This is a genomic window from Aeromonas salmonicida (genome assembly GCF_028355655.1).
GTDB lineage: Bacteria > Pseudomonadota > Gammaproteobacteria > Enterobacterales > Aeromonadaceae > Aeromonas > Aeromonas salmonicida.
This window is the reverse complement of sequence record NZ_CP110645.1, coordinates 1,215,485-1,236,749: the sequence shown is the minus strand read 5'-3', so window position 1 is coordinate 1,236,749 and position 21,265 is coordinate 1,215,485. Positions and strand designations below refer to the sequence as shown.

Genomic DNA, 21,265 nt, shown 5'->3' with positions numbered 1-21,265 from the left:
ATACAAAAAGTTCAACTTTGGCCGATAAGAGTTGGCTCATAACAATAACACCTCACATCGCAGACTGACGCTCACAAGGATGTACACATGAACTTATCCATCAAGAACAAACTTGTCCTCGCCATCGGGGTCATTATCCTGGTCATCACAGGCCTGCAAGTCTGGTACAACACCTCCCAACTACGCAGCGAAACCCAGCGGCTGGTATGGAATATCATTGACGAAAGCTCGGTGGCCAACGTCAAGGGGATATCTCGCTGGCTCGATGCCAGGATCAACATGGTCACCTCCACCAAGGAGGCCTTCGCCAAAGAAGATGAGCCGATCAGCCACCTGGCTCAATCCATGAACGCGGGTGGCTTCGACCTGGTTTATGCCGGTACCACTGACGGGCGCATGATCCAGAGTAAACCGACCGACCTGCCGGCAGGTTACGATCCCCGCCAACGCCCCTGGTACAAGGATGCAATGGCTGCGGGCAAACTGGCCATCACCTCACCCTATGCAGACGTCACCACTGGCCAGTTGATCGTGACCATTGCCGAGCCCTTCCAGCGTGGCAATACCCAGGGGGTCATCGCCGGAGACCTCTCCATCAGCTCGCTGGTTTCTGACATTCTGGCGGTCACCACCGAAGGCACCTACGCCATCCTGGTAGACAGCAATGGCACCATCATCGCCCACCCCGATGCCTCCTTGAGTCTGAAGCCCGCCACCAGTCTGGCACCTGAGTTGACAGCGGCGTACATCAACCAGGTGGCTCACGATGGCATGATCAATGAGCTGGTGATCAGCGGCAAGAAAGAGGTCTTTGACTTCAACGCGATCCCGAATACCAACTGGTATTACGGCATGATGGTGGACGAAGCCGTGGCCTATCAGTCCGTCTCCCGCATGGTCACCTCCGCCCTGCTGCAAGGCTTGCTGACCATACTGATAGTGGCCGGTTTCTCCTATGTGGCCATCAACGGTTCACTGGCTCCGCTGAAAACCCTGGGGGAAGCCATTGCCGACCTCTCCCGTGGCAACGGTGACCTGACCCGCCGCATCAAGATTGAGCGAGAAGATGAGGTTGGTGCTGTAGCCAAGCACGTCAACACCTTCATCGAACGTATCCATGTGATGGTGCAGGATATTTCCAACTCCTCCGGCCAGTTGAACCATCAGGCCAAGTCCTCCCACAACATGGCGGAGAAAGCCAACCAGGGTCTGGCACGTCAGCAAAACGAGATCTCCCAGATCGCCACGGCAGTGCACGAAATGTCAGCCACTGCGGTGGAAGTGGCCAACAACGCCGAGCAGACCGCCGATGCGGCCCGCAGCTCCTCCAGCAGTTGTGAGCATGGCAAGCAAGTCATCGCCCGCAACCAGCGTTCCATCACGGATCTCGCCACTCAGGTCAAACAGGCCTCCGGCATCATTCAGGAACTGGAGAAGAACGCCCAAGAGATCAACACCATCCTCTCTACTATCCAGGGGATCGCCGAGCAGACCAACCTGCTGGCGCTCAACGCCGCCATCGAGGCTGCACGGGCGGGTGAGCAGGGTCGTGGCTTTGCCGTGGTGGCCGACGAGGTACGGGTGCTGTCACAACGTACTCACAGCTCCACCGTCGAGATCCGCAGCATGATTGAGACGCTGCAGCGTAATACTCAGGGCGCTGTCAGCACCATGCACGAAGGCCAGTTGCTGGCCCAGAACAGCGTGGAAGATGCGAACGACGCTACGCAGGCACTGGAGCAAATCACCACCTCCATCAACCAGATCTCCGACATGGCGACCCAGATATCCAGTGCCGCCGAGGAGCAGCGTGCCGTCACCGACGAGGTCAGTCGCAACATCCAGGCGGTCAAGGATGTCTCCGACGAGCTGGCAGTCGATGCCGACAGCTCACGCAACCTCTCTGAACAACTTAAAAATATTTCAGGTGAACTGAGCAATCAGGTCGGCATGTTCCGCATCTGATCAGCACAAACCAAAGGGGCCATGCAGGCCCCTTTTTTTATGAAAAAATGCTTTTGTTTCAATAGTTATTACCACATGAATCGTCTGGACTATGAGGAAATAAATGCTCATCCGGCACAGTTCCCCGTCATGAAACAACAAATCCCACTCCGCACTTGGATTAGTTTTTTTAACTCAAACAACCCAACACGAATCAGTGAATAATTCTTATTAAATATTTTTGATAAAAAACTTAAAAACTTTATGGGTAATACCTAAAAAGAGAGGTGTTTCTCATTTTTTTGAAAGAAAACTACGTATAATCCTGAGCTTAAAATAACCATAGCAATGACAGCGGCTGACACCGATAACTGAAGGATGGCGATAATTACGGCGTTTTCATCCAAGGAATGGGGTGATTTTAATAAAACTCACCATTGCCAAGCACTAAAACAAACCAGTTTGACTTGCATCAAGCCTGAATTTTTTTAATAGAGCAAAATCGTGCCCAGCAAATCTATCCCTAAGGAGGCAGATGTGGATATTATCAAGACCGATGTCGCCATCATCGGTGCCGGTGGTGGTGGCCTGCGTGCCGCAATCGCCATAGCAGAAGCCCACCCGGAGCTGGAGATCGCCCTGATCTCCAAGGTCTACCCGATGCGCAGCCACACAGTGGCCGCAGAGGGCGGTGCCGCCGGTGTTGTCCGTGATGATGACTCCCTCGAAAACCACTTCAACGACACCGTATCCGGTGGCGACTGGTTGTGTGAGCAAGACGTGGTCGACTACTTCGTCAACAATGCCACCAAAGAGATGGTTCAACTTGAGCACTGGGGTTGCCCCTGGAGCCGCAAGCCGGACGGCAAAGCCAACGTACGTCGATTCGGCGGGATGAAGATCCCCCGCACCTGGTTCGCGGCTGACAAATCCGGTTTCCACATTCTGCACACCCTGTTCCAGACCTCCATCAAGTATCCGACCATCAAGCGCTTCGATGAGCACTTCTGCATGGACTTGATCGTGGAAGATGGCCGCGTGCAGGGCGTCCTGACCTTCGATATCCAGAACGGCATCTCCCGCTTCATCCAGGCCAAGTCTGTCATTCTGGCTACAGGTGGCGCCGGTCGTGTTTACCGCTACAACACCAACGGTGGCATAGTCACCGGTGACGGCATGGCCCTGGCCTACCGCCATGGTGTGCCATTGCGCGATATGGAGTTCGTTCAATATCACCCGACCGGCCTGCCGGGCACCGGCATACTGATGACCGAAGGTTGTCGCGGTGAAGGTGGCATTCTGGTCAACAAGGATGGCTACCGCTATCTGCAAGACTATGGTCTGGGCCCGGAAACCCCGGTCGGCCAGCCGAAGAACAAGCACATGGAGCTGGGTCCACGTGACCGTCTCTCCCAGGCATTCTGGCAAGAGCAGCAGAAAGGCCGCGTGATCCAGGGCCCGATGGGCGACGTGGTTCACCTCGACCTGCGCCACCTCGGCGAGAAGTATCTGAAAGAGCGTTTGCCCTTCATCTGCGAGCTGGCCAAGGCCTACGTGGGTGTGGATCCGGTCAAGGAGCCGATCCCGGTACGTCCGACTGCCCACTACACCATGGGTGGTATCGAGACCAACGGTCAGTGCGCTACCCGCATGCCGGGTCTGTACGCCCTGGGCGAGTGCGCCTCCGTCGGTCTGCACGGCGCCAACCGCCTGGGTTCCAACTCCCTGTCCGAGATAGTGGTGTTCGGCAAGGTAGCGGGTGAGCACGCTGGCGAATTCGCCAAGACCCAAGCCCACGGCAACACGCAAGCGCTGGCCGCCAAGGCCGAGCAACTGATAAAGCAGCACCTCTCGCTGATGGACATAGACGGTACCGAAAACCCGGCCGATATCCGCAACGAATTGGGCATGTCCATGGAAGCCGGTGTCGGTATCTACCGTACCGAAGAGCTGATGCAAGGCACCATCGACAAGATCAACGAGCTGAAGGCACGCTACAAAAAGGTCAAGATCAACGACAAGTCCTCTGTCTTCAACACGGATCTGCTGTACGCCATCGAACTGGGCTACATGCTGGACGTGGCCGAAGCCATGGCGCACTCCGCTCTCAACCGGAAAGAGTCCCGCGGTTCCCACCAGCGTCTGGACGGTTACGAAGAGCGTGATGACGTGAACTTCCTCAAGCACACCCTCTCCTTCTACAACCAGGAAGGCGCCCCGACCATCGATTACTCCGATGTGAAGATCACTAAATCCCAACCGGCCAAGCGTGTGTACGGTTCCGAGGGTGAGAAACAAGACGAGGCTAAGAAGAATGGCTGAGATGATCGAAATTGAAATCCTGCGTTATCGCCCGGAGCAGGACAACGAGCCCTGGATGCAGACCTTTCAGGTGCCTTACCTGAAAGAGATGTCCCTGCTGGATGCCCTGCAATACATCAAGGATCAGCTCGACTCCACCCTGAGCTTCCGCTGGTCCTGCCGGATGGCGATCTGCGGCTCGTGCGGCATGATGGTCAACGGCATTCCCAAGCTGGGTTGCAAAACCTTCCTGCGCGATTATCTGCCAGGCAAGATGACCATAGAGCCGCTCAACAACTTCCCGATCGAGCGTGATCTGGTGGTCGACATGTCCGATTTCATCGAGAAGCTGGAGAGCATCAAGCCCTACATCATCCCGAGCGAACCGCGCAGCCTGTGTGATGGCGAGTACACCCAGACCCCGGCTGACATGGCGAAATATCACCAGTTCTCCATGTGCATCAACTGTGGTCTGTGCTACGCGGCCTGCCCGCAGTATGGCATCAACAAGAAGTTCACCGGTCCGGCGGCACTGGCACTGGCCTATCGCTACAACGCCGACAACCGTGACAGCGCGTCCAAAGAGCGGATGAAGATCATCAGCCAGGACGAAGGCGTCTGGGGTTGTACTTTCGTGGGTTATTGCTCCGATGTCTGCCCCAAGGGCGTGGATCCGGCTGCAGCCATTCAGCTTGGCAAGGTCGAGAGTGCCAAGGACTACATGATCGCCATGTTCAAGCCAGATTGAGATCAGGAATGAGACCATGAACAACACCAATAGCAAACGTAAGCCTTACGTCCGCGAAATGAAGAAAGACTGGTGGCTGAAGAATGCCTTCTACACCGGTTACATGATCCGTGAAGGCACCAGCATCTTCGTCTCCATCTATGCCGTCGTGCTGATGTGGGGTCTGCTGCGTCTGGTTCAGGGTCAGGAAGCGTTCAACGGCTGGCTGGAATCCCTGCAAAGCCCGATCGCCATCCTGTTCCACGTCATCGCGTTGGCGGCCTGCCTGTTCCACGCCAAGACCTGGTTCGCCCTGGCGCCCAAGGCCATGCGCATCTTCCGTGGTGAAGACCTGGTGCCGGAGAAGCCGATCGTCATCGCCCAGTATGTGGCGCTGGCAGTGGTATCCCTGCTGATCCTGATCATCGTGGCTTGAGGAGAAAATTAATGAGACGTTCTGACGAACCCATCTATTGGGGTCTGTTTGGTGCCGGTGGCATGGTGGTTGCCATGCTGCTGCCGGTGATTGTCCTCATCACAGGTCTGCTGGTGCCCATGGGCATCATGGACGTGGAGACCATGAGCTACGAACGCGCACTCGAGTTCGCCAGCTCCTGGTGGGGTGCCTGCATCCTGCTGGTCATCATAGCCCTGCCGATCTGGCACGGCATGCACCGTATCTACCACGGTCTGCATGATCTGGGGATCCACACCACCAAGCTGCACCACTATGTGTTCTATGGCTTCGCCTTCCTGGTGTCTGCCATTACCGTCGGTCTGCTGATGGTGCTGGTCTTCCAGTAAGCGCATCCTGACTGAATGACAAACCGGGCCAAGTGCCCGGTTTTTTCATGATCGCCTTCGGTAGCTCACACCTTAGTCCGATAGCCGGACTGCTCCCTTGATGGGACAAGGCACTCGGCCACTTTCAGCGTCCCTTCACCAAAGCCGCGGCGCGGATTCACGGCCGTTTTCCGCGTAATAGAGTGACGGCAGAAACTGCGCCAGATAGCTGAACTCGCTATAGCAGTGACGCATCAGATTGAAGCCGATTTCGTCCGGCACCTCATCAAGTGGATTGGTGCAGGCCTTGCCCAGCAGGAAGCGGCTGCGCAGCACGCAACCATAAGGAGTATCGCGCGCCAGGTGCAGCATCTCGCCATCCAGCGGTGCACCCTGCTCATCCAGCGCCACCTGATCGCCAAAGCCGATGCGAGCGCAAATGGCGGCAGACAGTGCCTGCGTCTCCCACGCCTCGTGTAGCGATTGTGCAGCGAACACCTCTTCGGCGCCGTGAAACTTGAGGCGGGCCGCCACCGGCGGCAGTTCGGCAAGCCACTCCACCGCATCTATGCTGGCCCCCACATAGCGCTCCCCTTTTTTCCAGTGATGGTCCCAGCCCCGGTGCTCGACGTGGTCATGCGGGTGCCACCACTTGATGTGCTGGGTCGTCTTGAAAAACGTGAACCACCAATCCAGCATGCGCCCCTTGCAGCCGTGCAGATCGGTGCGAATGGCGACCGTCAGCAAGCCGTCGGTACTGCGGGTCAGGCCCATTTCCAGGCGCAGCGGCTGCAGCCTGAGCAACTCATTGATGTCATTGACGCCCCAGGGGGAAAGCAAAGCGGAAGGATTCATGATGTGACTCCGATTTAATTTGGAAACCAAATTCGTTTCTTAATTTAAGCTATGCCTGTATGCTGTGTCTGTCAATGCTTTCCAGGAGCCAAACATGTCGAACCAATCCAATGACGTAGTACGTTCACGCGGCCGGCCGGCCACCCCGGAATCCGACCTGCGCACCGCTCTGGTCGAGGCAACGCTGACCTTGTTGCTTAAGGGGGGGTACGCCACCGCAACAGTGGATGCGGTAGCCAAACAGGCGGGGGTCGCCAAGAAGACACTGTACCGCTTCGCCGCCAACCGCGACGAGCTGGTGGCACAGGCGGTACGCAGCTGGACCGATGCATTTCAACCGGCATTCGAGCTGGATGCCGATAGCCCCGATGCCCTGGGGGAGATGATGGAGCAGGGATTGCAGGCCATTGCGAGCCAGGTGCTGAGCGCGCCGGCGGTCGGCATGTTCCGGCTGCTGCAACATGAGTTTCAGGGGCGGGATGCACTGCTGGCGGCCTATCAGGACAACGGTATTGCGCGCGGCAGAGCGACGCTGGCCAACTGGTTGCAGCGCCAGCAACAACTGGGTTGGCTACGCGCGCTGGACGTCGCACAAACCAGTGACCTGCTGCTGGCGATGACCATGGCGGAGCCGCTGCGCCAGATGGCACTCGGCTTGCTGGCGCCGGGCAGCGACATCCGCGAGCGCATCGCCGCGGCCGTTGCGCTGGTGCTGCCCGGCTTGATGCGAAGGTAGGCGTCCTTCGTCAGCAAGGATGCAACGCCACGGCGAAGACGCTCTCAGGCCTGTCCGGGCAAAGGGCGGGATGGCGTCTGAGCGCGGAGAACTGCCGAGCAGCTCCCACCGCCCGCCAGTCCCATCCCGGTCATTCAAAAACCGGGCCTGATGCCCGACGTGTGGATGGCTCTCACTCCATCGGCGGCAGGAAGCTGCGCATCACCTCGTCGCTGTAACCACTGTCCTGAAACGAAATCAACACCTGATTGAGGCGGGTAACCAGTTCGTACCCGCGCGGGGAGCCCTTGCTCACCAACAGATAGAAGCCTTTGCGGCTGGGCAGGGAGAGGTTGAGCAGGCCGCTCTCACTTCGATAGATGCCCAGGCCAATTCCACTCACCAGCGGTTCTATTTCACTTGGCAAGAAATCACAGCGATCCCGCCCCAGCATATCCAGCGCCTGCTGCAGTTGCTTGACCAGATGGGGCTCCCGCGTCAAGCCATAGGGGGCATAGTTGTAACCAATCACGCCGCACACCCGGGAGCGATTGACCGTCTGTAGATCCGGCGCCTCAGGGAAGCGGCGTTTGAGATAGAAAAAACCGAGGTGTGTGTAGTAGAGCGGCACGCTGTAGAGGGCATATTCGGCCCGCTCCGGCTTGTAGCTGGCATCCCAGGTCAGCTCGCACAGGCCGTTCTGACGATAGTCCGCCAGCTCCTGCTGCACCCGCGCCCAGGGCAGATAGCGGATCTGGTATGAGATCCCCAGCTTTTTCAGGGACTCGAGCACCAGAGTAGTGGCCGAGCCAGTGAGTCGGCTGGTATCGGGTACGCCATCCTTGCGCTCCCAATAGGTAAAGGGAGCCCATTCGTTCCCCTCCCCCAGGCAGATCTGCACCTGCGGTTCGGCCGCCTGAGCCAGACTGCCGGCTCCCAGCCCCATCAACAGCAAGATTGTTCGGTTCATTGCCCCCTCCTTGACTACCTTTGCAGCTTAGTTCAGTCGGCCAGTCCCCTCATGTCTCAGACCTGCCTGTATCACGCCACAGCGCCAGCAGGGGCGCGGGAATGACGCCGTATTGCAGGGCCGGCGTCTGATGCCAGTCGGCCAGCTTTTGCAGCGCTCTGGCCAAATCCTGCGCCAGGGTACGGGTCACTCTCACCCCATCTTCCAGATAGAGGCTCTTGATCTCGAAGATCCCCTGCTGGCGATGGGCCTTGGCATCCATGCGCCCCACCAGCTTGCCACGGTGCAGCAGCGGCAACACGAAGTAACCATACTGGCGCTTTGGCGCCGGGGTATAGCACTCGATGCGATAGTCAAAGTTGAACAGCTCGCTGACACGCTTGCGATCCCAGACCAGGGGATCAAACGGCGACAGTACCGTGGTGTGGGTCGCCTTGAGGGTGCCGGCCAGGGCCATGGCCAACTCATCGGCGAGGGATGCATGAACAAAGGCGCCGTGCTGCCACCCTTCCACCCGTACCGGCAACAGCTCCCCCTCGTCCGCCAGCTGATGGAGCAGGGCATCGTATTTACCGCGGCGCAGCCGATAGTAGTCGGCGACCCAGCCGGTCTTGACCAGCCCAAGGGCGCGGCAACTTGCCTGCACCATCTCCCGCCGGACCTGTTCCTGGCTCGGCAAATCCCGCTCGTCACACCAGTCGGGCATGACCCGCTCGGCGAGATCATAGACTCGCTGGAAATTGCGCCGCTCGCGCACCATCAGCTGGCCTGCGGTAAAGAGCACCTCAAGATGGCGTTTCTCCGGCTTCCAGTCCCACCAGCCGTTGCCCTTCTCCACCTTGCGCTCAAAGTCGGCGGCCCGCACCGGGCCATGCTGGCGAATACGCTCGATAATCTGGCCTATCTCCTGCTGATGGGTGGCTAGCCAGTTGGCCGAAAACTTCCAGCCCATGGCGGCAGGATCCAGCATGCGATGACGCAGCAGCCGGTAATCCTCGCGGGGAATGAAACAGGCCTCATGGGCCCAATACTCGAAGATGTCCCCCTCGGCCAACAGTTGTTCGAGCCAGCGAGGATCGTACTGCCCCAGTCGGCTGAACAGCACCAGATAGGGGCTGCGCGCCACCACTGAAATGGTATCTATCTGCAGCAGCGCCATGCGCCGAATTGTCGCCAGCAGATCCGCAGGCTTGGCCTTGGCACGACGCGGGGTCAGCAGCCCCTGGGCTGCGAGCTGCAGGTGGCGGGCATCTTGCAGTGACAAATGAGGGATCGACATGGAAATAGGGGCATCCGTTCCAGGGTTTAAGGCCACCAGCATGCCCAACTCATGACCAAATGAAAACGCCCTGCTCAGGGTTTGGTGAAGACGACCACATCCCCATGGGGAAACAGGACGTCGGCCTGCCAGCGAATGGCCAGAGCACGAAACGAGGCCTCGGCAAAAAAGACGATGTGGGTCGGGTCGTGCCGATAGCGCCAGGTTTTGAAACGGTCATCGTCCAGCACCCGCTGGGTCTGCAGCACCAGGATGCCGCCGGGCTTGAGGCAGCCCCAGAGCACGTCCAGTGCAGCGCGCGGGTCGGCGATATGCTCGATCACCTCAGTGCTGGTGATGAAGTCATACTGGCGGGTGAGCAAGTCGGGAAGATCGGCATAGAACTTGTCATAACCCGCCATCTGGTAGCCCGCCTCCCGCCCCATGGCGATGAGCGCAGGCCCGGGGCCACAGCCAAAATCGAGGCCGCTGGCCGGTGGCGGCACCCGGCTCAGCACCTCGCCGAAGGCACGCATCAGAAAATGGCGGTAGCGGGGATCGTCCACCTGATTGTCGTGTCCGTCATAGACTGCCTTCTCCGCTGACGGCCCCAGATGATCGGCGCCATCCAGCCAGACCAGCTCGCAAGACCGGCAACGATGGTAATACTTGCCGGCCACCGGCAGTGCATAGGAATCGACTGCACCGCACAGCGGGCAAGGAGACGGGCACATGGGATTTCCTCACGAGTGTGACAGGCCCAATCCGGGATGGGCTCGAAATGGGCGCCAGCTTGCCTGCCTGGGCGGCCGCTGACAAGGGGTTTTGTCCCATGGAATAACCGCCTGCAGCCCCGCTAGTTGCGGCTGTTTTCTGTTCCTTTGGGTAAAAATGAGGCTGTTCTTCCCACTCTTAAGTGTTTCTTAAGTTTGCCCCTTTAGTCTGACCCTAACAGACAAGAAGGAGCCATCCATGACCACAGACATTCAAGCCCCCTACCGGCTGATCCTGGCCGACACACCGGAACAGGTCATGGCCTTGCAGGCTTATATTCAGGCCGCCTACAGCCACGAATTCGATGCCCGTATCCCCCACTTCCTGCCCTGCTTGCTGGGTCTCTACCGGGCCGATGGCTTGCTGGTCGGCGCCTGTGGCCTCAAGCAGGCCAGCGAGGAGCGCCTCTATCTGGAACAGTATCTGGATCAGCCCATAGAGGCAGCCATCGAGACACGGCTGGGTGTGCGTGCCCGGCGGGATCGCATCGTCGAGGTAGGTAATCTGGCCTGCAGCGAACCGGGCAATGCCCGCCTGATGTTTGCGGCGCTGTGTCGTTTGCTGTGCGACAACGCTCTCGATCACGTTGTCTTCACCAGCACAGCCAAACTGCGCAACAGTTTTCATCGCCTCAGTCTCAGCCTGATCGAGCTGGCCCCCGCCAGGGCCGACCAGGTCGGAGAGGATGCCAATGCCTGGGGAGCCTACTACCACTGCCAGCCCAAGGTGATGGTGGGTGACCTCAATCAGGGGCGGCAAGCCCTGGCCCAGGGCAGCTTGCTGCTCTCCTTGCTCGCCCCCATGCCATCCCTGTTCAACTGCCCGCAGCGGAGCGCCTTATGATGCTGTTCGACCGGATAGCCCACTTCGCCCACAGTGATCCGCACAGCACGGCGCTGACCAGCAGCGGGCATCGCCTCAGCTACCATGCCTTGTGGCAGCAGATCATCGAACTGGCAGATCGCCTGCAACAGGCAGGCATTGCTCGGCTGGCACTGCAACTGGATAACGGCCTGCCCTGGGCGCTAATCGATCTCGCCTGCGCAAAGGCAGGCATAGTGGTCATTCCTGTGCCGCACTTTTTCAGCCCGGAGCAGCAGGAGTGGCTACTGGAGAGCAGCGGCGCAGATGCCCTGATCGGCCCTCATCACCAGGGCTGGCAGGCAAGTGCGCCACTGCTCCTCTCAGTGGGTGAATTGCCATTGTGGCGCATCCAGCCGGTACGGGTGCCCACCCTGCCTGCTGGTACCGCCAAGATAACCTACACCTCCGGCAGCACGGGGCAACCCAAGGGGGTCTGTCTCTCCCTTGAACATATGATGGCGGTCTGTGATTCACTGGCCCGGCGAGTCGCCCCGGCGCAGGTAGAGAAACACCTGACCCTGCTGCCGCTGACCACACTGCTGGAAAACCTGACCGGCCTCTACGTGCCATTGCTCACCGGTGCCTGCAGCCGTATTCCCTCGCTGGGTGAACTGGGATTTTCCGGCTCCAGCAAGCTGGATCCGGCCACCCTGACCCAGGCCCTGCTGCGCTGGCCCACCCACAGCATGGTACTGGTACCCGAATTGCTGCGCCTGCTGCTCGCTCTGTGCAGTGCCGATGTGGCACTGGCCGAACGCCTCACCAGCCTGCGCTTCGTCGCCGTGGGCGGCGGCAAGGTCGCCCCCGAGCTTATCAGCCGCGCCCGCAAGCTGGGGCTGCCGGTGTTTGAAGGCTATGGCCTGTCGGAATGCGGCTCCGTCGTCGCACTCAATGGGCCTGATGGCCACAGCCTCGGCAGCGTGGGTCAGCCCCTGCCCCATTGCCGGATCAAGATCGCCGCTGATGGCGAGATCCTGGTGGAGGGCGCGGCCATGCTGGGTTATTTGGGCTCAGACGAACAACAACCCGCCCGACTTGCCACCGATGACCCTTCTACCGTGCAGATCGCCACCGGCGATCTGGGTCATCTGGATGAGGCGGGTTACCTGCACATCACGGGGCGCAAGAAGAACGTGCAGATCACCGCCTTTGGCCGCAACTTCTCCCCCGAATGGATCGAGGCCGAAGCCCAGCTCTGTCCGGCCATTGCCCGCATCGTGATCTTCGGCGATGGCCAGCCCGCCAACGTCGCCCTTATCCAGTCGCGACCCGGGGCAGACGCCCAGCTGGCGCAACAGGTTGAGCAGCTCAACCAGCGCCTGCCCGACTATGCCCGTATCAATCACTGGCTGCCGGTGACACTGGATCAGCATCCCGATCTGCTGACTGCCAACGGTCGCCCCCGCCGCGAGCGGATCTATCACCACTTTTCCCGTCAAATCAGCCAATGCCTTACCGGAGAGACCTCATGAGCTTCTATCACACGCTGCAACACGCTACCGCATCGGCACGGGAACATCTGTTCAATGCCCCCATCATAGAGGCGTGCCGCAAGGGAGATATCTCCCGCGGCACCTATGTTGATTTTCTGTCTCAAGCCTTCTACCACGTGCGCCATACGGTACCGCTGCTGATGGCCACAGGCGGCAAGCTGGGTCAGGAGTACGAATGGGTACGGGGCGCCATTGCCGAATATATCGATGAGGAGTACGGCCATCAGGAGTGGATCCTGAACGATATCCGCGCCTGTGGCGGGGATGCCGAGGCAGTGCGCCATGGCCAGCCCGGTCTGCCCATCGAGCTGATGGTGGCTTTTCTTTATGACCAGATCCAGCGCGGCAACCCCATGGGGTTCTTCGGCATGGTGCAGGTGCTGGAAGGCACCAGTGTCGCCATCGCCCTGACCGTGGCCGATCAGTTGAAGGCTGGCCTCGGTCTGCCACCCCAGGCCATGAGCTACCTGAGTTCCCACGGCACCCTGGATCAGGAGCATCTCAAGTTCTTCGAGTCCCTGATGAACCGGGTTGAAGATCCCGCCGATCAGGCCGCCATCATCCACTCGGCCAAGGTGGTTTATCGCCTCTATGCCGACATGCTCTATCAGCTGACAGACAAACCGCAATGAGACGGCAAAGGGAGAAAGACATGTCGCTCACCCACGGCAGGCTCAATCAAGGAACAGGAACCCCAACCCTATGAAACTGCAAGGAAAGCGAGTACTGCTCACGGGCGCAAGCGGCGGGATAGGCGAAGCGCTGGCCCAGGAGCTGGCGGCGCAGGGGGCACACCTGTTGCTGCACGGTCGCCGAGCCAGCGTGCTGGATCGCCTCTGCAAGGAGCTGCCCCATCCGGAACGCCACCAGACAGTGGTTGCCGATCTGGGATCCCACCAGGAACGGGCCCGTTTGCTGCAACACCCTGCATTGGAAGAGGGGTTGGATGTGCTGATCAACAATGCTGGCTGCAACCAGTTTGCCTGGCTGGAAGATCAAAGCGCCGAGCAGGTGGAGCGTCAGCTGCTGCTCAATATAGAGGCACCTATTCAGCTTACCCGCACCCTGCTACCCCATTTGCGCAAACCCGCCATCATCATGAATATCGGCTCCAGCTTTGGTGCCATAGGGTATCCGGGTTACAGCGTCTACTGTGCCAGCAAGTTCGCCCTGCGCGGCTTTAGCGAAGCGCTGGGACGGGAACTGGAAGGCTCCGGTATCAAGGTGCTGCACTTCGCTCCCCGCGCGACCCGTACCCGTCTCAACTCAGAGGCAGCATACGAGATGAATGCCGAGCTCGGTACCCAGACCGACAGCCCGCAGGAAGTCGCCGAAGCCGCCGTCATCGCCCTGTGCAACGAGACCCGCCGCAGTTGGCTCGGCTGGCCCGAAAAACTGTTCGTACGGCTCAATGCCTTGCTGCCCGGCATCGTCGATCGGGCGCTGGCCAAACAACTGCCCATCATTGAACGCTACGCCCGTCACCTTCCACCAAGGACGGCAGACACCAGCGCAAGCGCTGCGCCGCAACCGGCATTGTCCCGCCCGATCCCGACCAAAAAGGAACCTTGATATGACCTTTGCCCTTAACTCTGCCACCTCCTGTGCCATCGCCCTCCTGCTGGGTTCAAGCTGTGTCGCGGCTGCGAATGATGCGCTTATTCCAATCCAGCAACAGTGGGCCGTCTGCCAGTACCAGCAAACCGGCAAGGCCAAGGAGAGCTGCCTTGAAACCCTGAGCAGCCAGGCCGATCAGGCCAGCGCCAAAGAGGCCTTTCGGACCGACCTGCTGATCTGGTCGGCCATCGTCAAGAGCACCTGGGCCGGCGCCAAGGGTGGGCTTGATGCCCTGGGTCTGGTGAAAGAGGCCAAGGCCAAACTGGAGATCGCCCTCAAGCAGGATCCCAAGGCGCTGGAAGGCTCTGCCTACACCAGTCTGGGCTCACTCTACTATCAGGTACCGGGCTGGCCGGTGGGATTTGGCGATGATGAAAAGGCAGAGGAGCTGCTCAAGCAGGCGCTGGCACTCAACCCCGCCGGCATAGATCCCAACTTCTTCTATGGCGACTTCCTGCTGGATCAGGGTCGCAAAGCCGAAGCGAAAACCTATCTGGACAAGGCGCTGGCCGCACCGGACCGCCCCGGCCGCGAGCTGGCAGATCAGGGCCGTCGCCTCGAAATCCGCGACCGGCTCGCCAAGCTATAAATCACCCTGATAAATCAGTGATGTAAACTCTGCCCGCCCGCTTGCATACTGGTGGGCAGCGTCGTTTATGTCACTGGCGTAAACCATGAACCAGGTAGCAAGGGGGAACACAATGCGGATCCTGCTGGTAGAAGATGATGTGATGCTGGGCGATGGCATGGTGGATGCCCTGCGCAGCAGTGGCTACACAGTGGACTGGCTGCAGCAGGGGCTGCCAGCCCTGTCTGTGCTCAAGAGTGAGGAGTTCGCCGCCCTCATTCTGGATCTCAATCTGCCGGACATCGACGGCATCAGCTTGCTGCGCAAGTTGCGCCGGGAAGGCCAGGTGCTGCCGGTACTGATCCTCACGGCCCGCGATGCCCTGGACGACAGGGTGCTGGGGCTGGATGCGGGATCCGACGATTACATGGTCAAGCCCTTCGCCCTGCAGGAGCTCAATGCCCGCCTGCGCGCCCTGGTGCGGCGCAGCAAGGGGCAAGCCCAGGCGGTGCTCGAATATGGCGACATCCTCATCCACCCGGAGTCACAACAGGTCACCTATCGGGGCGAACCGGTCAAGCTCACCCCCCACGAATACAAGCTGTTGCAGGAGCTCGTTACCCAGAGCGGCCGGGTACTGAGCAAGGATCAGTTGCAGCAGAGCCTGTATGGCTGGGATGAAGGCGCCGAGAGCAATGCGGTGGAGGTGCATATCCACCATCTGCGCAAGAAGTTCTACAGCGACCTCATCCGCAATATCCGTGGTGTCGGTTACATAGTCCCCCAGCTTGAACAGTCACAGCACAAAGGTAACCTTGCATGAGTCACCCTGGTTCAGCTCGCGGCAGCGGCAACATATCCCCCGACTCTGAGCAGCCACAGCACAGGGAGCCCTTTGCATGAATCACCCCCGCTCCATCCGCCGCTTTCTGCTCTCCGGCATATTGGCGCTGGTCAGTACCAGCCTGGCCATCAGCGCCCTTATCGGTTATCTGGAAGCCAGCCACGAGATGGAGGAGCTGTTCGATGCTCGTCTCGCTCAATCCTCCCGCATCACCAACCAACTGCTCAGCCGCTATCTGGATCAGCACAGCGCCCTGCCCGCCAACGGCACCGTCTATGAAGAGTGGGAACAGCACAACCCGGACCAGTGGCAAAAGGACACCAGCTTCAATCTGCGAGGAGAGGACAGGGAGCTGACCCCCCTTGGGCACGAGTTCGAGCGCAATCTCTACTTTCAGCTGCTCAATGAGCAAGGCGGCATACTGCTGCGCTCCCCGAGCGCCCCGAACCAGCCCTTGGTCGAGCTGGCCCCCGGCTTCAACACGGTAGAAAAAGACCGGCATCAATGGCGCACTTTCACTCTCTACAACCAGAACGAGCATACCTGGCTCGTCGTGGCGGAGCGGGATGACGAGCGCAGTGAACTGGCCAGCAAGATGGCTACCCTGGCCATGCTGCCGCTGCTCATCACGCTGCCCTTCCTGCTCGGTCTGCTATGGTGGCTCATCTCCCGTGGCCTGGCGCCGCTGCGACTGCTGGCACAGGCCATAGGCGAACGTCATCCAGCCAACTTGAGCCCGCTCAATCTGAAGATCCGCGCCCAGGAGCTGACTCCGCTCACCGACGAGATCAACCGCCTGATGCACGCTCTGGCCGACACCATAGAGCGGGAGAAGCAATTTACCAACGAGGCGGCCCACGAGCTGCGCACGCCGCTGGCGGTACTGCGCATCCACAGCGAGAATGCGCTGGCCGCCGAGGATGACGCCAGCCGCCAGCAGTCACTTCACAAGATGTTGCTGGCGCTCGATCGCAGCGATCGCTTGATCCGCCAGTTGCTGACCCAGGCGCGCATCGACAGCCAGCAAGGATTGGAGCTAACCGAACTTGACCTGGGGAATTTGCTGCAAGGCACACTGGCCACGCTGGCGCCCATCGCCCTTAAAAAGGGCCAGCAGCTGTCACTGGAGGGAGCCGAACACTTGACTGTGATGGGTCAAAGCACACTGCTGGATCTGATGTTCAGCAACCTCATCGACAACGCGCTGCGTTACACCCCGGCCCAGGGCGAGATCGCGGTCGAGGTGCAGCAGGAGGGCAATCGGGTCAGAGTCGATATCCGCGATACAGGCCCCGGCATTCCCACTGCGGCTCTGTCGCGCCTGTGTGAGCGCTTCTTTCGGGTCAATCCCCAGCAAGGTGACGGGGTCGGGCTCGGCATGGCCATCGTCTCGCGCATCGCCCAGTTGCACGGCGCAGATCTGGACATCCACAACCGGCCAGAGGGGGGGCTGGAAGTCAGCGTGCGGCTGCCAGCGCCGCCCCTGCGCGCCTTGGCATAAAACTGGCAAAGCGCATCAATAAAAAGTGGAGGCCGGGGCCTCCACTTCCTTGTTCATGACATTCACACTGACCTTCAACGGCAAGCGGGCTTCACCGTAAAGGTTTGGCTCGAATCCACAGCCCCCAGTTCCGCCAGCAGACGACGGCCAATCAGCACCGGATAGATCATCTTGCTGCGATCCCGCAGGGTGAACCACTCCTTGTATACCTTGTCCCCCAAACAGATGGACATGGTCACGGTCGGCCGCTGCTCCATGCCACCGGCGCCTCGCACCTTGACCATGCGCTCCACCGGCCGCTCCAGCGTCTGGCTCACCGGCTTGTCGGTGTTGGCATCGGTCAGTTGCAGGGTAAAGCGCACCCAGGATTTGCCATCGCGCTTGAAGTGGTGCAGATCCCGCGCATCCATTGAAGAGGTCAGAGCGCCTGTATCGAGTTTCATCTTCACCGCCACACCGCCTGGCATGATCAGTCCCTTCTCAATCCAGCCATACACGGCAGGGGACGCTGCCGCCCATGCCATTCCCGACAGGGAGAGGCAAGCCAACAGCAAGGTCATGGTTCGCAGTACCAGCATTTTCACTCCTCGTCAGATCAGGGCCGACAAGGGCCCGAGAGGCCAAGAGTGGGGATGGAAACGCCTGCTGTCAACTGACGAAACGCGGCGTCAGGCCGATGAGCGCGGCGCTCGATCTGCCCGCGTCAGGATCACGACCTCAGGCCACAAAGGGATTCTTTTGAAGCGTTAACTGACGAAAGCGTTGGGAGAAAAAGTGGTGCTGGATGACACCTGAGGCTGTGCTCAGGTTGTGACGCCAAAGGCTACCACAATGATGTGTGAATTATCAGTCTTGTTCTGGCGGGATTTTTGCCTACACTGTTGTAAACCGGAGGCCCTGAAAACCGCCGGTTTTTTTGCGCCTGCCGAAAATTGACCACTGCAAAAGTGACTTTCAACAAGGCTCAATAAGGAATTCGTAATGCGTATCGAAGAAGACTTGAAGCTCGGTTTCAAGGATGTCCTGTTCCGCCCCAAGCGCTCTACCCTCAAGAGCCGTTCCCAAGTCAGCCTGACCCGTCAGTTCACCTTCAAGCACACCCAGACCCAATGGCAGGGCGTTCCCGTCATCGCCGCCAACATGGATACCGTCGGCAGCTTCGCCATGGCCAGGACACTGGCAGGCTTCGAGATGATGACAGCGGTACACAAGCACTACAGCCTTGAGCAGTGGCAAGCCTTCGTCAACAGCACGGATCCGGCACTGCTCGGCCATGTCATGGTATCGACCGGCACCTCCGAAGATGATTTCACCAAGACCCGCCAGATCCTGGCCATGTCAGCCGCCCTGCGTTTCATCTGCGTGGACGTGGCCAACGGCTACTCCCAGCACTTCGTCGAGTTTCTGCGCAAGATCCGTGAAGCCTGCCCGAACCATGTCATCCTGGCCGGCAACGTGGTCACCGGCGAGATGGTCGAGGAGCTGATCCTCTCCGGCGCCGACATCGTCAAGGTCGGCATAGGCCCGGGCTCGGTCTGTACCACCCGGGTCAAGACAGGGGTCGGCTACCCCCAGCTCTCCGCCATCATAGAGTGCGCCGATGCGGCCCACGGCCTCGGTGGCCAGATCGTCGGTGACGGCGGCTGCACCTGCCCGGGTGACGTGGCCAAAGCCTTCGGCGGCGGCGCCGACTTCGTGATGCTGGGCGGCATGCTGGCAGCCCACGAGGAGTGCGGCGGCGAAGTGGTGGACGTAGATGGTACCCCCTTCATGAAGTTCTACGGCATGAGCTCATCGAGTGCCATGGACAAGCACGCCGGCGGCGTCGCCGACTATCGCGCCTCCGAGGGCAAAACCGTGCTGCTGCCCTACCGCGGCCCGGTCGAGAACACGGTGCGCGACATCCTGGGCGGTGTGCGCTCCACCTGCACCTACGTGGGTGCCAGCCAGCTCAAGGAGCTCACCAAGCGCACCACCTTCATCCGGGTGCGCGAGCAAGAAAACAACGTCTACGGCAAGGAGTAAACCTGCCCCTGCTGTCTGCCAGCGCAACGCGATGAGCCAGGCAGGCTGACGGCAGTCCCTTAGAAGCCAGCCAACCGGTGTGCTACCCTGCACACCGGTTTTTTTGTATCTCTTTTCCATCGGTGCCCTCACATGACAACCTCTTCGCCACTCAAACTACCGCCATTCGACTGGGATATTTTCTGCTGCGTCGTGGACAACTTCGGCGACATAGGCGTCACCTGGCGGCTCGCTCGTCAGCTGAAACAGCAAGACCAGGGTAGCGTCAGGCTCTGGGTGGACGATCTGGCCAGCTTCGCCCGCATCTGCCCGGGGCTCGATCCCACGCTGGACGGTCAGTGGCAACAGGGCATCTATATCCAGCACTGGCACGACGCGCTGCCGGCGGATGTGATCCCGGCAAAGGTGGTCATAGAGGCGTTTGCCTGCGAACTGCCCGCTGCCTTTACCCAACGTATGGCGCAGCAGCAGCCAACCCCCTGCTGGATCAATCTGGAGTACCTCTCGGCGGAACCCTGGGTCGAAGATTGCCACGGCCTTGCATCACCCCAGCGGGTCGGCGACCTGAGCCTCAACAAATACTTCTTCTTCCCGGGCTTCACCCCCAGAACCGGCGGCCTCTTGTGCGAGCAGGGGCTCATCGCCGAACGTGACCAGTGGCAACAGGATGAGACTGGCCTTGCCGCCTACTGGGCCAGCCTGGGATTACCGCCCAAAGGGGACAATGAGCTGAGAGTCAGCCTCTTTACCTACGAGAGCGAAGCGCTTGTGAGCCTGATAGAAGGCTGGTGCCAGAGCCCAACCCCCGTCACTTTGCTATTACCGCTGGGGCGCTCGCTCAATGACGTGCTGCGCGGCGCCGGCCTTGCGAGCACCATCGTCACCGCCAAGGCGGGGGATCTGCTGCACGCGGGCAGCCTCACCATCAAGCTGCTGCCCATGACGGATCAGGCAGGCTACGACCGGCTGCTGTGGAGCTGCGATCTCAATCTGGTGCGCGGCGAGGACTCCTTCGTGCGGGCACAGTGGGCCGCCCGCCCCTTCCTGTGGCACATCTACCCGCAGGAAGAGCAGGCCCATATGGTCAAGCTGGACGGTTTTCTCGATCACTATCTGGCGGACTTTCCCCCGGAGGCAGCCCAATGGTTGCGGGCTTTCAACCACGCTCTCAACCTGGGGGAAGATACCAGCAAACTTTGGGCCCAATGGCCCCGATATAGCGCTATTTGGCAGCAAGATGCGCGAAGCTGGTCACAGAAGCTGCTCGAGGACGGGGATCTCGTCACGCGGTTGGTGAAATTTTTAGAAAGCCGTATATAATCTGGCAGTTTTTATCCGTCCGTTTCACGAACAGGAATTTTTTACATGAAAACCGCACAGGAAATCCGCGCTGGTAACGTAGTCATGATCGGTACCGAGCCGATGGTGGTCCAGAAGGCTGAGTTCAACAAATCCGGCCGTAACTCCGCCGTGGTCAAGATGAAACTGAAGGGTCTGCTCAACGGTAGCGCGACCGAGACCGTATTCAAGGCCGACGACAAGCTGGACGTGGTTCAGCTGGAGCGTAAAGAGTGCACCTACTCCTACTTCTCCGATCCCCTGTATGTCTTCATGGATACCGAGTACAACCAGTACGACGTCGAGAAAGACAACCTGGGTGACGTGCTGAACTACCTGGTAGACGGCATGGAAGACATCTGCGAAGTGACTTTCTACAACGAGAAAGCCATCTCCGTAGAACTGCCGACCACCATAGTTCGCGAAGTTGAGTACACTGAGCCGGCCGCCCGTGGCGACACCTCAGGTAAAGTGACCAAGCCTGCCCGCCTGAAGGGCACTGCCTACGAGCTGGCTGTTGCCGCCTTCGTAGAGATCGGTGACAAGATCGAAATCGACAGCCGCACCGGCGAGTTCAAGCGTCGTCTCTCCTGATCGACCCCTTGAATTGAATGCAAAAAAGCGAGCCATTGGCTCGCTTTTTTATTGCTCCCCTGGCCGCACTTCAGAAAACCGGCTCGCCGCCGCT

General features: G+C 59.6%; 21 protein-coding genes. 16 read left to right on the top strand and 5 right to left on the bottom strand.

What is annotated here, in order from left to right; all coding sequences use genetic code 11:
- The first annotated feature begins 87 nt into the window (after positions 1 to 87).
- The 5 genes from ONZ54_RS06115 to frdD all read left to right on the top strand — a co-directional run bounded on the left by ONZ54_RS06115 (position 88) and on the right by frdD (position 5,776).
- The gene (locus ONZ54_RS06115) at positions 88 to 1,965 is read left to right on the top strand and encodes a methyl-accepting chemotaxis protein (protein WP_042467821.1); all 1,878 of its coding nucleotides are present in this window, start codon (positions 88 to 90) and stop codon (positions 1,963 to 1,965) included.
- 516 nt (positions 1,966 to 2,481) lie between these two features.
- On the top strand, positions 2,482 to 4,266 hold the full coding sequence (gene frdA / locus ONZ54_RS06110) for a fumarate reductase (quinol) flavoprotein subunit (protein ID WP_005317201.1): 1,785 nt from the start codon (positions 2,482 to 2,484) through the stop codon (positions 4,264 to 4,266).
- On the top strand, positions 4,259 to 4,993 hold the full coding sequence (locus ONZ54_RS06105; protein ID WP_059168380.1) for a succinate dehydrogenase/fumarate reductase iron-sulfur subunit: 735 nt from the start codon (positions 4,259 to 4,261) through the stop codon (positions 4,991 to 4,993). Before frdA ends, ONZ54_RS06105 begins: the two co-directional genes overlap by 8 nt.
- 16 nt (positions 4,994 to 5,009) lie before the next feature.
- On the top strand, positions 5,010 to 5,408 hold the full coding sequence (locus ONZ54_RS06100; RefSeq protein ID WP_021138209.1) for a fumarate reductase subunit C: 399 nt from the start codon (positions 5,010 to 5,012) through the stop codon (positions 5,406 to 5,408).
- A gap of 11 nt (positions 5,409 to 5,419) precedes the next feature.
- Positions 5,420 to 5,776 carry a fumarate reductase subunit FrdD gene (gene frdD / locus ONZ54_RS06095; protein WP_042867662.1) on the top strand — a complete coding sequence of 119 codons (357 nt, stop codon included), beginning with the start codon at positions 5,420 to 5,422 and terminating at the stop codon, positions 5,774 to 5,776.
- Between the two features lie 135 nt (positions 5,777 to 5,911).
- On the opposite strand, the gene ONZ54_RS06090 is transcribed toward frdD, so the two are convergent.
- Positions 5,912 to 6,610, bottom strand: coding sequence for a DAPG hydrolase family protein (locus tag ONZ54_RS06090; RefSeq protein WP_271787703.1), 699 nt, complete (start codon positions 6,608 to 6,610; stop codon positions 5,912 to 5,914).
- A gap of 94 nt (positions 6,611 to 6,704) precedes the next feature.
- Between ONZ54_RS06090 and ONZ54_RS06085 the strand changes: the two genes are divergently transcribed.
- A complete protein-coding gene (locus tag ONZ54_RS06085; protein WP_271787702.1) occupies positions 6,705 to 7,346 on the top strand; it encodes a TetR/AcrR family transcriptional regulator in 642 nt (213 codons plus the stop codon).
- Between the two features lie 172 nt (positions 7,347 to 7,518).
- Here the strand turns inward: ONZ54_RS06085 and ONZ54_RS06080 are convergent, their stop codons facing one another.
- The 3 genes from ONZ54_RS06080 to ONZ54_RS06070 form a co-directional block, all read right to left on the bottom strand.
- Complete coding sequence (locus ONZ54_RS06080; protein WP_113719853.1) at positions 7,519 to 8,295, bottom strand: substrate-binding periplasmic protein; 777 nt, start codon at positions 8,293 to 8,295, stop codon at positions 7,519 to 7,521.
- 49 nt (positions 8,296 to 8,344) lie between these two features.
- Positions 8,345 to 9,574 (bottom strand): winged helix-turn-helix domain-containing protein, encoded by a 1,230-nt coding sequence (locus ONZ54_RS06075; protein ID WP_271787701.1) that lies wholly within the window; start codon positions 9,572 to 9,574, stop codon positions 8,345 to 8,347.
- 74 nt (positions 9,575 to 9,648) lie between these two features.
- A complete protein-coding gene (locus ONZ54_RS06070; protein ID WP_271787700.1) occupies positions 9,649 to 10,287 on the bottom strand; it encodes a class I SAM-dependent methyltransferase in 639 nt (212 codons plus the stop codon).
- A gap of 238 nt (positions 10,288 to 10,525) precedes the next feature.
- Between ONZ54_RS06070 and ONZ54_RS06065 the strand changes: the two genes are divergently transcribed.
- From ONZ54_RS06065 to ONZ54_RS06035, 7 genes are all read left to right on the top strand, one after another.
- Positions 10,526 to 11,170 carry a thermostable hemolysin gene (locus ONZ54_RS06065; protein ID WP_005317227.1) on the top strand — a complete coding sequence of 215 codons (645 nt, stop codon included), beginning with the start codon at positions 10,526 to 10,528 and terminating at the stop codon, positions 11,168 to 11,170.
- A complete protein-coding gene (locus ONZ54_RS06060) occupies positions 11,167 to 12,663 on the top strand; it encodes an AMP-dependent synthetase/ligase (RefSeq protein ID WP_271787699.1) in 1,497 nt (498 codons plus the stop codon). The genes ONZ54_RS06065 and ONZ54_RS06060 overlap by 4 nt, the downstream gene beginning before the upstream one ends.
- On the top strand, positions 12,660 to 13,316 hold the full coding sequence (locus ONZ54_RS06055; RefSeq protein ID WP_096118635.1) for a TenA family transcriptional regulator: 657 nt from the start codon (positions 12,660 to 12,662) through the stop codon (positions 13,314 to 13,316). Before ONZ54_RS06060 ends, ONZ54_RS06055 begins: the two co-directional genes overlap by 4 nt.
- A 70-nt stretch (positions 13,317 to 13,386) precedes the next feature.
- On the top strand, positions 13,387 to 14,256 hold the full coding sequence (locus tag ONZ54_RS06050) for an SDR family oxidoreductase (protein WP_005317251.1): 870 nt from the start codon (positions 13,387 to 13,389) through the stop codon (positions 14,254 to 14,256).
- 1 nt (position 14,257) lies between these two features.
- The gene (locus ONZ54_RS06045; RefSeq protein ID WP_271787698.1) at positions 14,258 to 14,890 is read left to right on the top strand and encodes a tetratricopeptide repeat protein; all 633 of its coding nucleotides are present in this window, start codon (positions 14,258 to 14,260) and stop codon (positions 14,888 to 14,890) included.
- A 112-nt stretch (positions 14,891 to 15,002) separates the two neighbouring features.
- Entirely contained in the window at positions 15,003 to 15,692 is a 690-nt protein-coding gene (locus ONZ54_RS06040; RefSeq protein ID WP_125599625.1) for a response regulator, read from the top strand.
- A 76-nt stretch (positions 15,693 to 15,768) separates the two neighbouring features.
- Positions 15,769 to 17,214, top strand: a complete 1,446-nt coding sequence (locus ONZ54_RS06035) for an ATP-binding protein (protein ID WP_058406416.1) — start codon at positions 15,769 to 15,771, stop codon at positions 17,212 to 17,214.
- Between the two features lie 74 nt (positions 17,215 to 17,288).
- On the opposite strand, the gene rloA3 is transcribed toward ONZ54_RS06035, so the two are convergent.
- Positions 17,289 to 17,792: a retropepsin-like aspartic peptidase RloA3 gene (rloA3, locus tag ONZ54_RS06030; protein ID WP_005317263.1), complete on the bottom strand. Its 504-nt coding sequence runs from the start codon at positions 17,790 to 17,792 to the stop codon at positions 17,289 to 17,291.
- Positions 17,793 to 18,195: 403 nt separating this feature from the next.
- Here rloA3 and ONZ54_RS06025 point away from each other — a divergent pair, with 403 nt between their 5' ends.
- From ONZ54_RS06025 to efp, 3 genes are all read left to right on the top strand, one after another.
- A complete protein-coding gene (locus tag ONZ54_RS06025) occupies positions 18,196 to 19,239 on the top strand; it encodes a GMP reductase (RefSeq protein ID WP_265455705.1) in 1,044 nt (347 codons plus the stop codon).
- A gap of 132 nt (positions 19,240 to 19,371) precedes the next feature.
- Positions 19,372 to 20,559, top strand: coding sequence for an elongation factor P maturation arginine rhamnosyltransferase EarP (earP, locus tag ONZ54_RS06020; RefSeq protein WP_271787697.1), 1,188 nt, complete (start codon positions 19,372 to 19,374; stop codon positions 20,557 to 20,559).
- Between the two features lie 45 nt (positions 20,560 to 20,604).
- A complete protein-coding gene (gene efp, locus ONZ54_RS06015; protein ID WP_005317282.1) occupies positions 20,605 to 21,171 on the top strand; it encodes an elongation factor P in 567 nt (188 codons plus the stop codon).
- Positions 21,172 to 21,265: the final 94 nt, after the last annotated feature.

What these genes read in the sequence shown, in the direction of transcription:
- ONZ54_RS06040 (WP_125599625.1), top strand. Translation starts at nt 15,003, where the DNA reads ATGCGGATCCTGCTGGTAGAAGATGATGTGATGCTGGGCGATGGCATG.
- ONZ54_RS06105 (WP_059168380.1), top strand. Translation starts at nt 4,259, where the DNA reads ATGGCTGAGATGATCGAAATTGAAATCCTGCGTTATCGCCCGGAGCAG.
- efp (WP_005317282.1), top strand. Translation starts at nt 20,605, where the DNA reads ATGAAAACCGCACAGGAAATCCGCGCTGGTAACGTAGTCATGATCGGT.
- ONZ54_RS06090 (WP_271787703.1), bottom strand. Translation starts at nt 6,610, where the DNA reads ATGAATCCTTCCGCTTTGCTTTCCCCCTGGGGCGTCAATGACATCAAT.
- ONZ54_RS06045 (WP_271787698.1), top strand. Translation starts at nt 14,258, where the DNA reads ATGACCTTTGCCCTTAACTCTGCCACCTCCTGTGCCATCGCCCTCCTG.
- rloA3 (WP_005317263.1), bottom strand. Translation starts at nt 17,792, where the DNA reads ATGCTGGTACTGCGAACCATGACCTTGCTGTTGGCTTGCCTCTCCCTG.
- ONZ54_RS06060 (WP_271787699.1), top strand. Translation starts at nt 11,167, where the DNA reads ATGATGCTGTTCGACCGGATAGCCCACTTCGCCCACAGTGATCCGCAC.
- ONZ54_RS06065 (WP_005317227.1), top strand. Translation starts at nt 10,526, where the DNA reads ATGACCACAGACATTCAAGCCCCCTACCGGCTGATCCTGGCCGACACA.
- ONZ54_RS06100 (WP_021138209.1), top strand. Translation starts at nt 5,010, where the DNA reads ATGAACAACACCAATAGCAAACGTAAGCCTTACGTCCGCGAAATGAAG.
- ONZ54_RS06025 (WP_265455705.1), top strand. Translation starts at nt 18,196, where the DNA reads ATGCGTATCGAAGAAGACTTGAAGCTCGGTTTCAAGGATGTCCTGTTC.
- ONZ54_RS06115 (WP_042467821.1), top strand. Translation starts at nt 88, where the DNA reads ATGAACTTATCCATCAAGAACAAACTTGTCCTCGCCATCGGGGTCATT.
- ONZ54_RS06055 (WP_096118635.1), top strand. Translation starts at nt 12,660, where the DNA reads ATGAGCTTCTATCACACGCTGCAACACGCTACCGCATCGGCACGGGAA.
- ONZ54_RS06080 (WP_113719853.1), bottom strand. Translation starts at nt 8,295, where the DNA reads ATGAACCGAACAATCTTGCTGTTGATGGGGCTGGGAGCCGGCAGTCTG.
- ONZ54_RS06075 (WP_271787701.1), bottom strand. Translation starts at nt 9,574, where the DNA reads ATGTCGATCCCTCATTTGTCACTGCAAGATGCCCGCCACCTGCAGCTC.
- ONZ54_RS06035 (WP_058406416.1), top strand. Translation starts at nt 15,769, where the DNA reads ATGAATCACCCCCGCTCCATCCGCCGCTTTCTGCTCTCCGGCATATTG.
- frdD (WP_042867662.1), top strand. Translation starts at nt 5,420, where the DNA reads ATGAGACGTTCTGACGAACCCATCTATTGGGGTCTGTTTGGTGCCGGT.
- earP (WP_271787697.1), top strand. Translation starts at nt 19,372, where the DNA reads ATGACAACCTCTTCGCCACTCAAACTACCGCCATTCGACTGGGATATT.
- ONZ54_RS06050 (WP_005317251.1), top strand. Translation starts at nt 13,387, where the DNA reads ATGAAACTGCAAGGAAAGCGAGTACTGCTCACGGGCGCAAGCGGCGGG.
- ONZ54_RS06085 (WP_271787702.1), top strand. Translation starts at nt 6,705, where the DNA reads ATGTCGAACCAATCCAATGACGTAGTACGTTCACGCGGCCGGCCGGCC.
- ONZ54_RS06070 (WP_271787700.1), bottom strand. Translation starts at nt 10,287, where the DNA reads ATGTGCCCGTCTCCTTGCCCGCTGTGCGGTGCAGTCGATTCCTATGCA.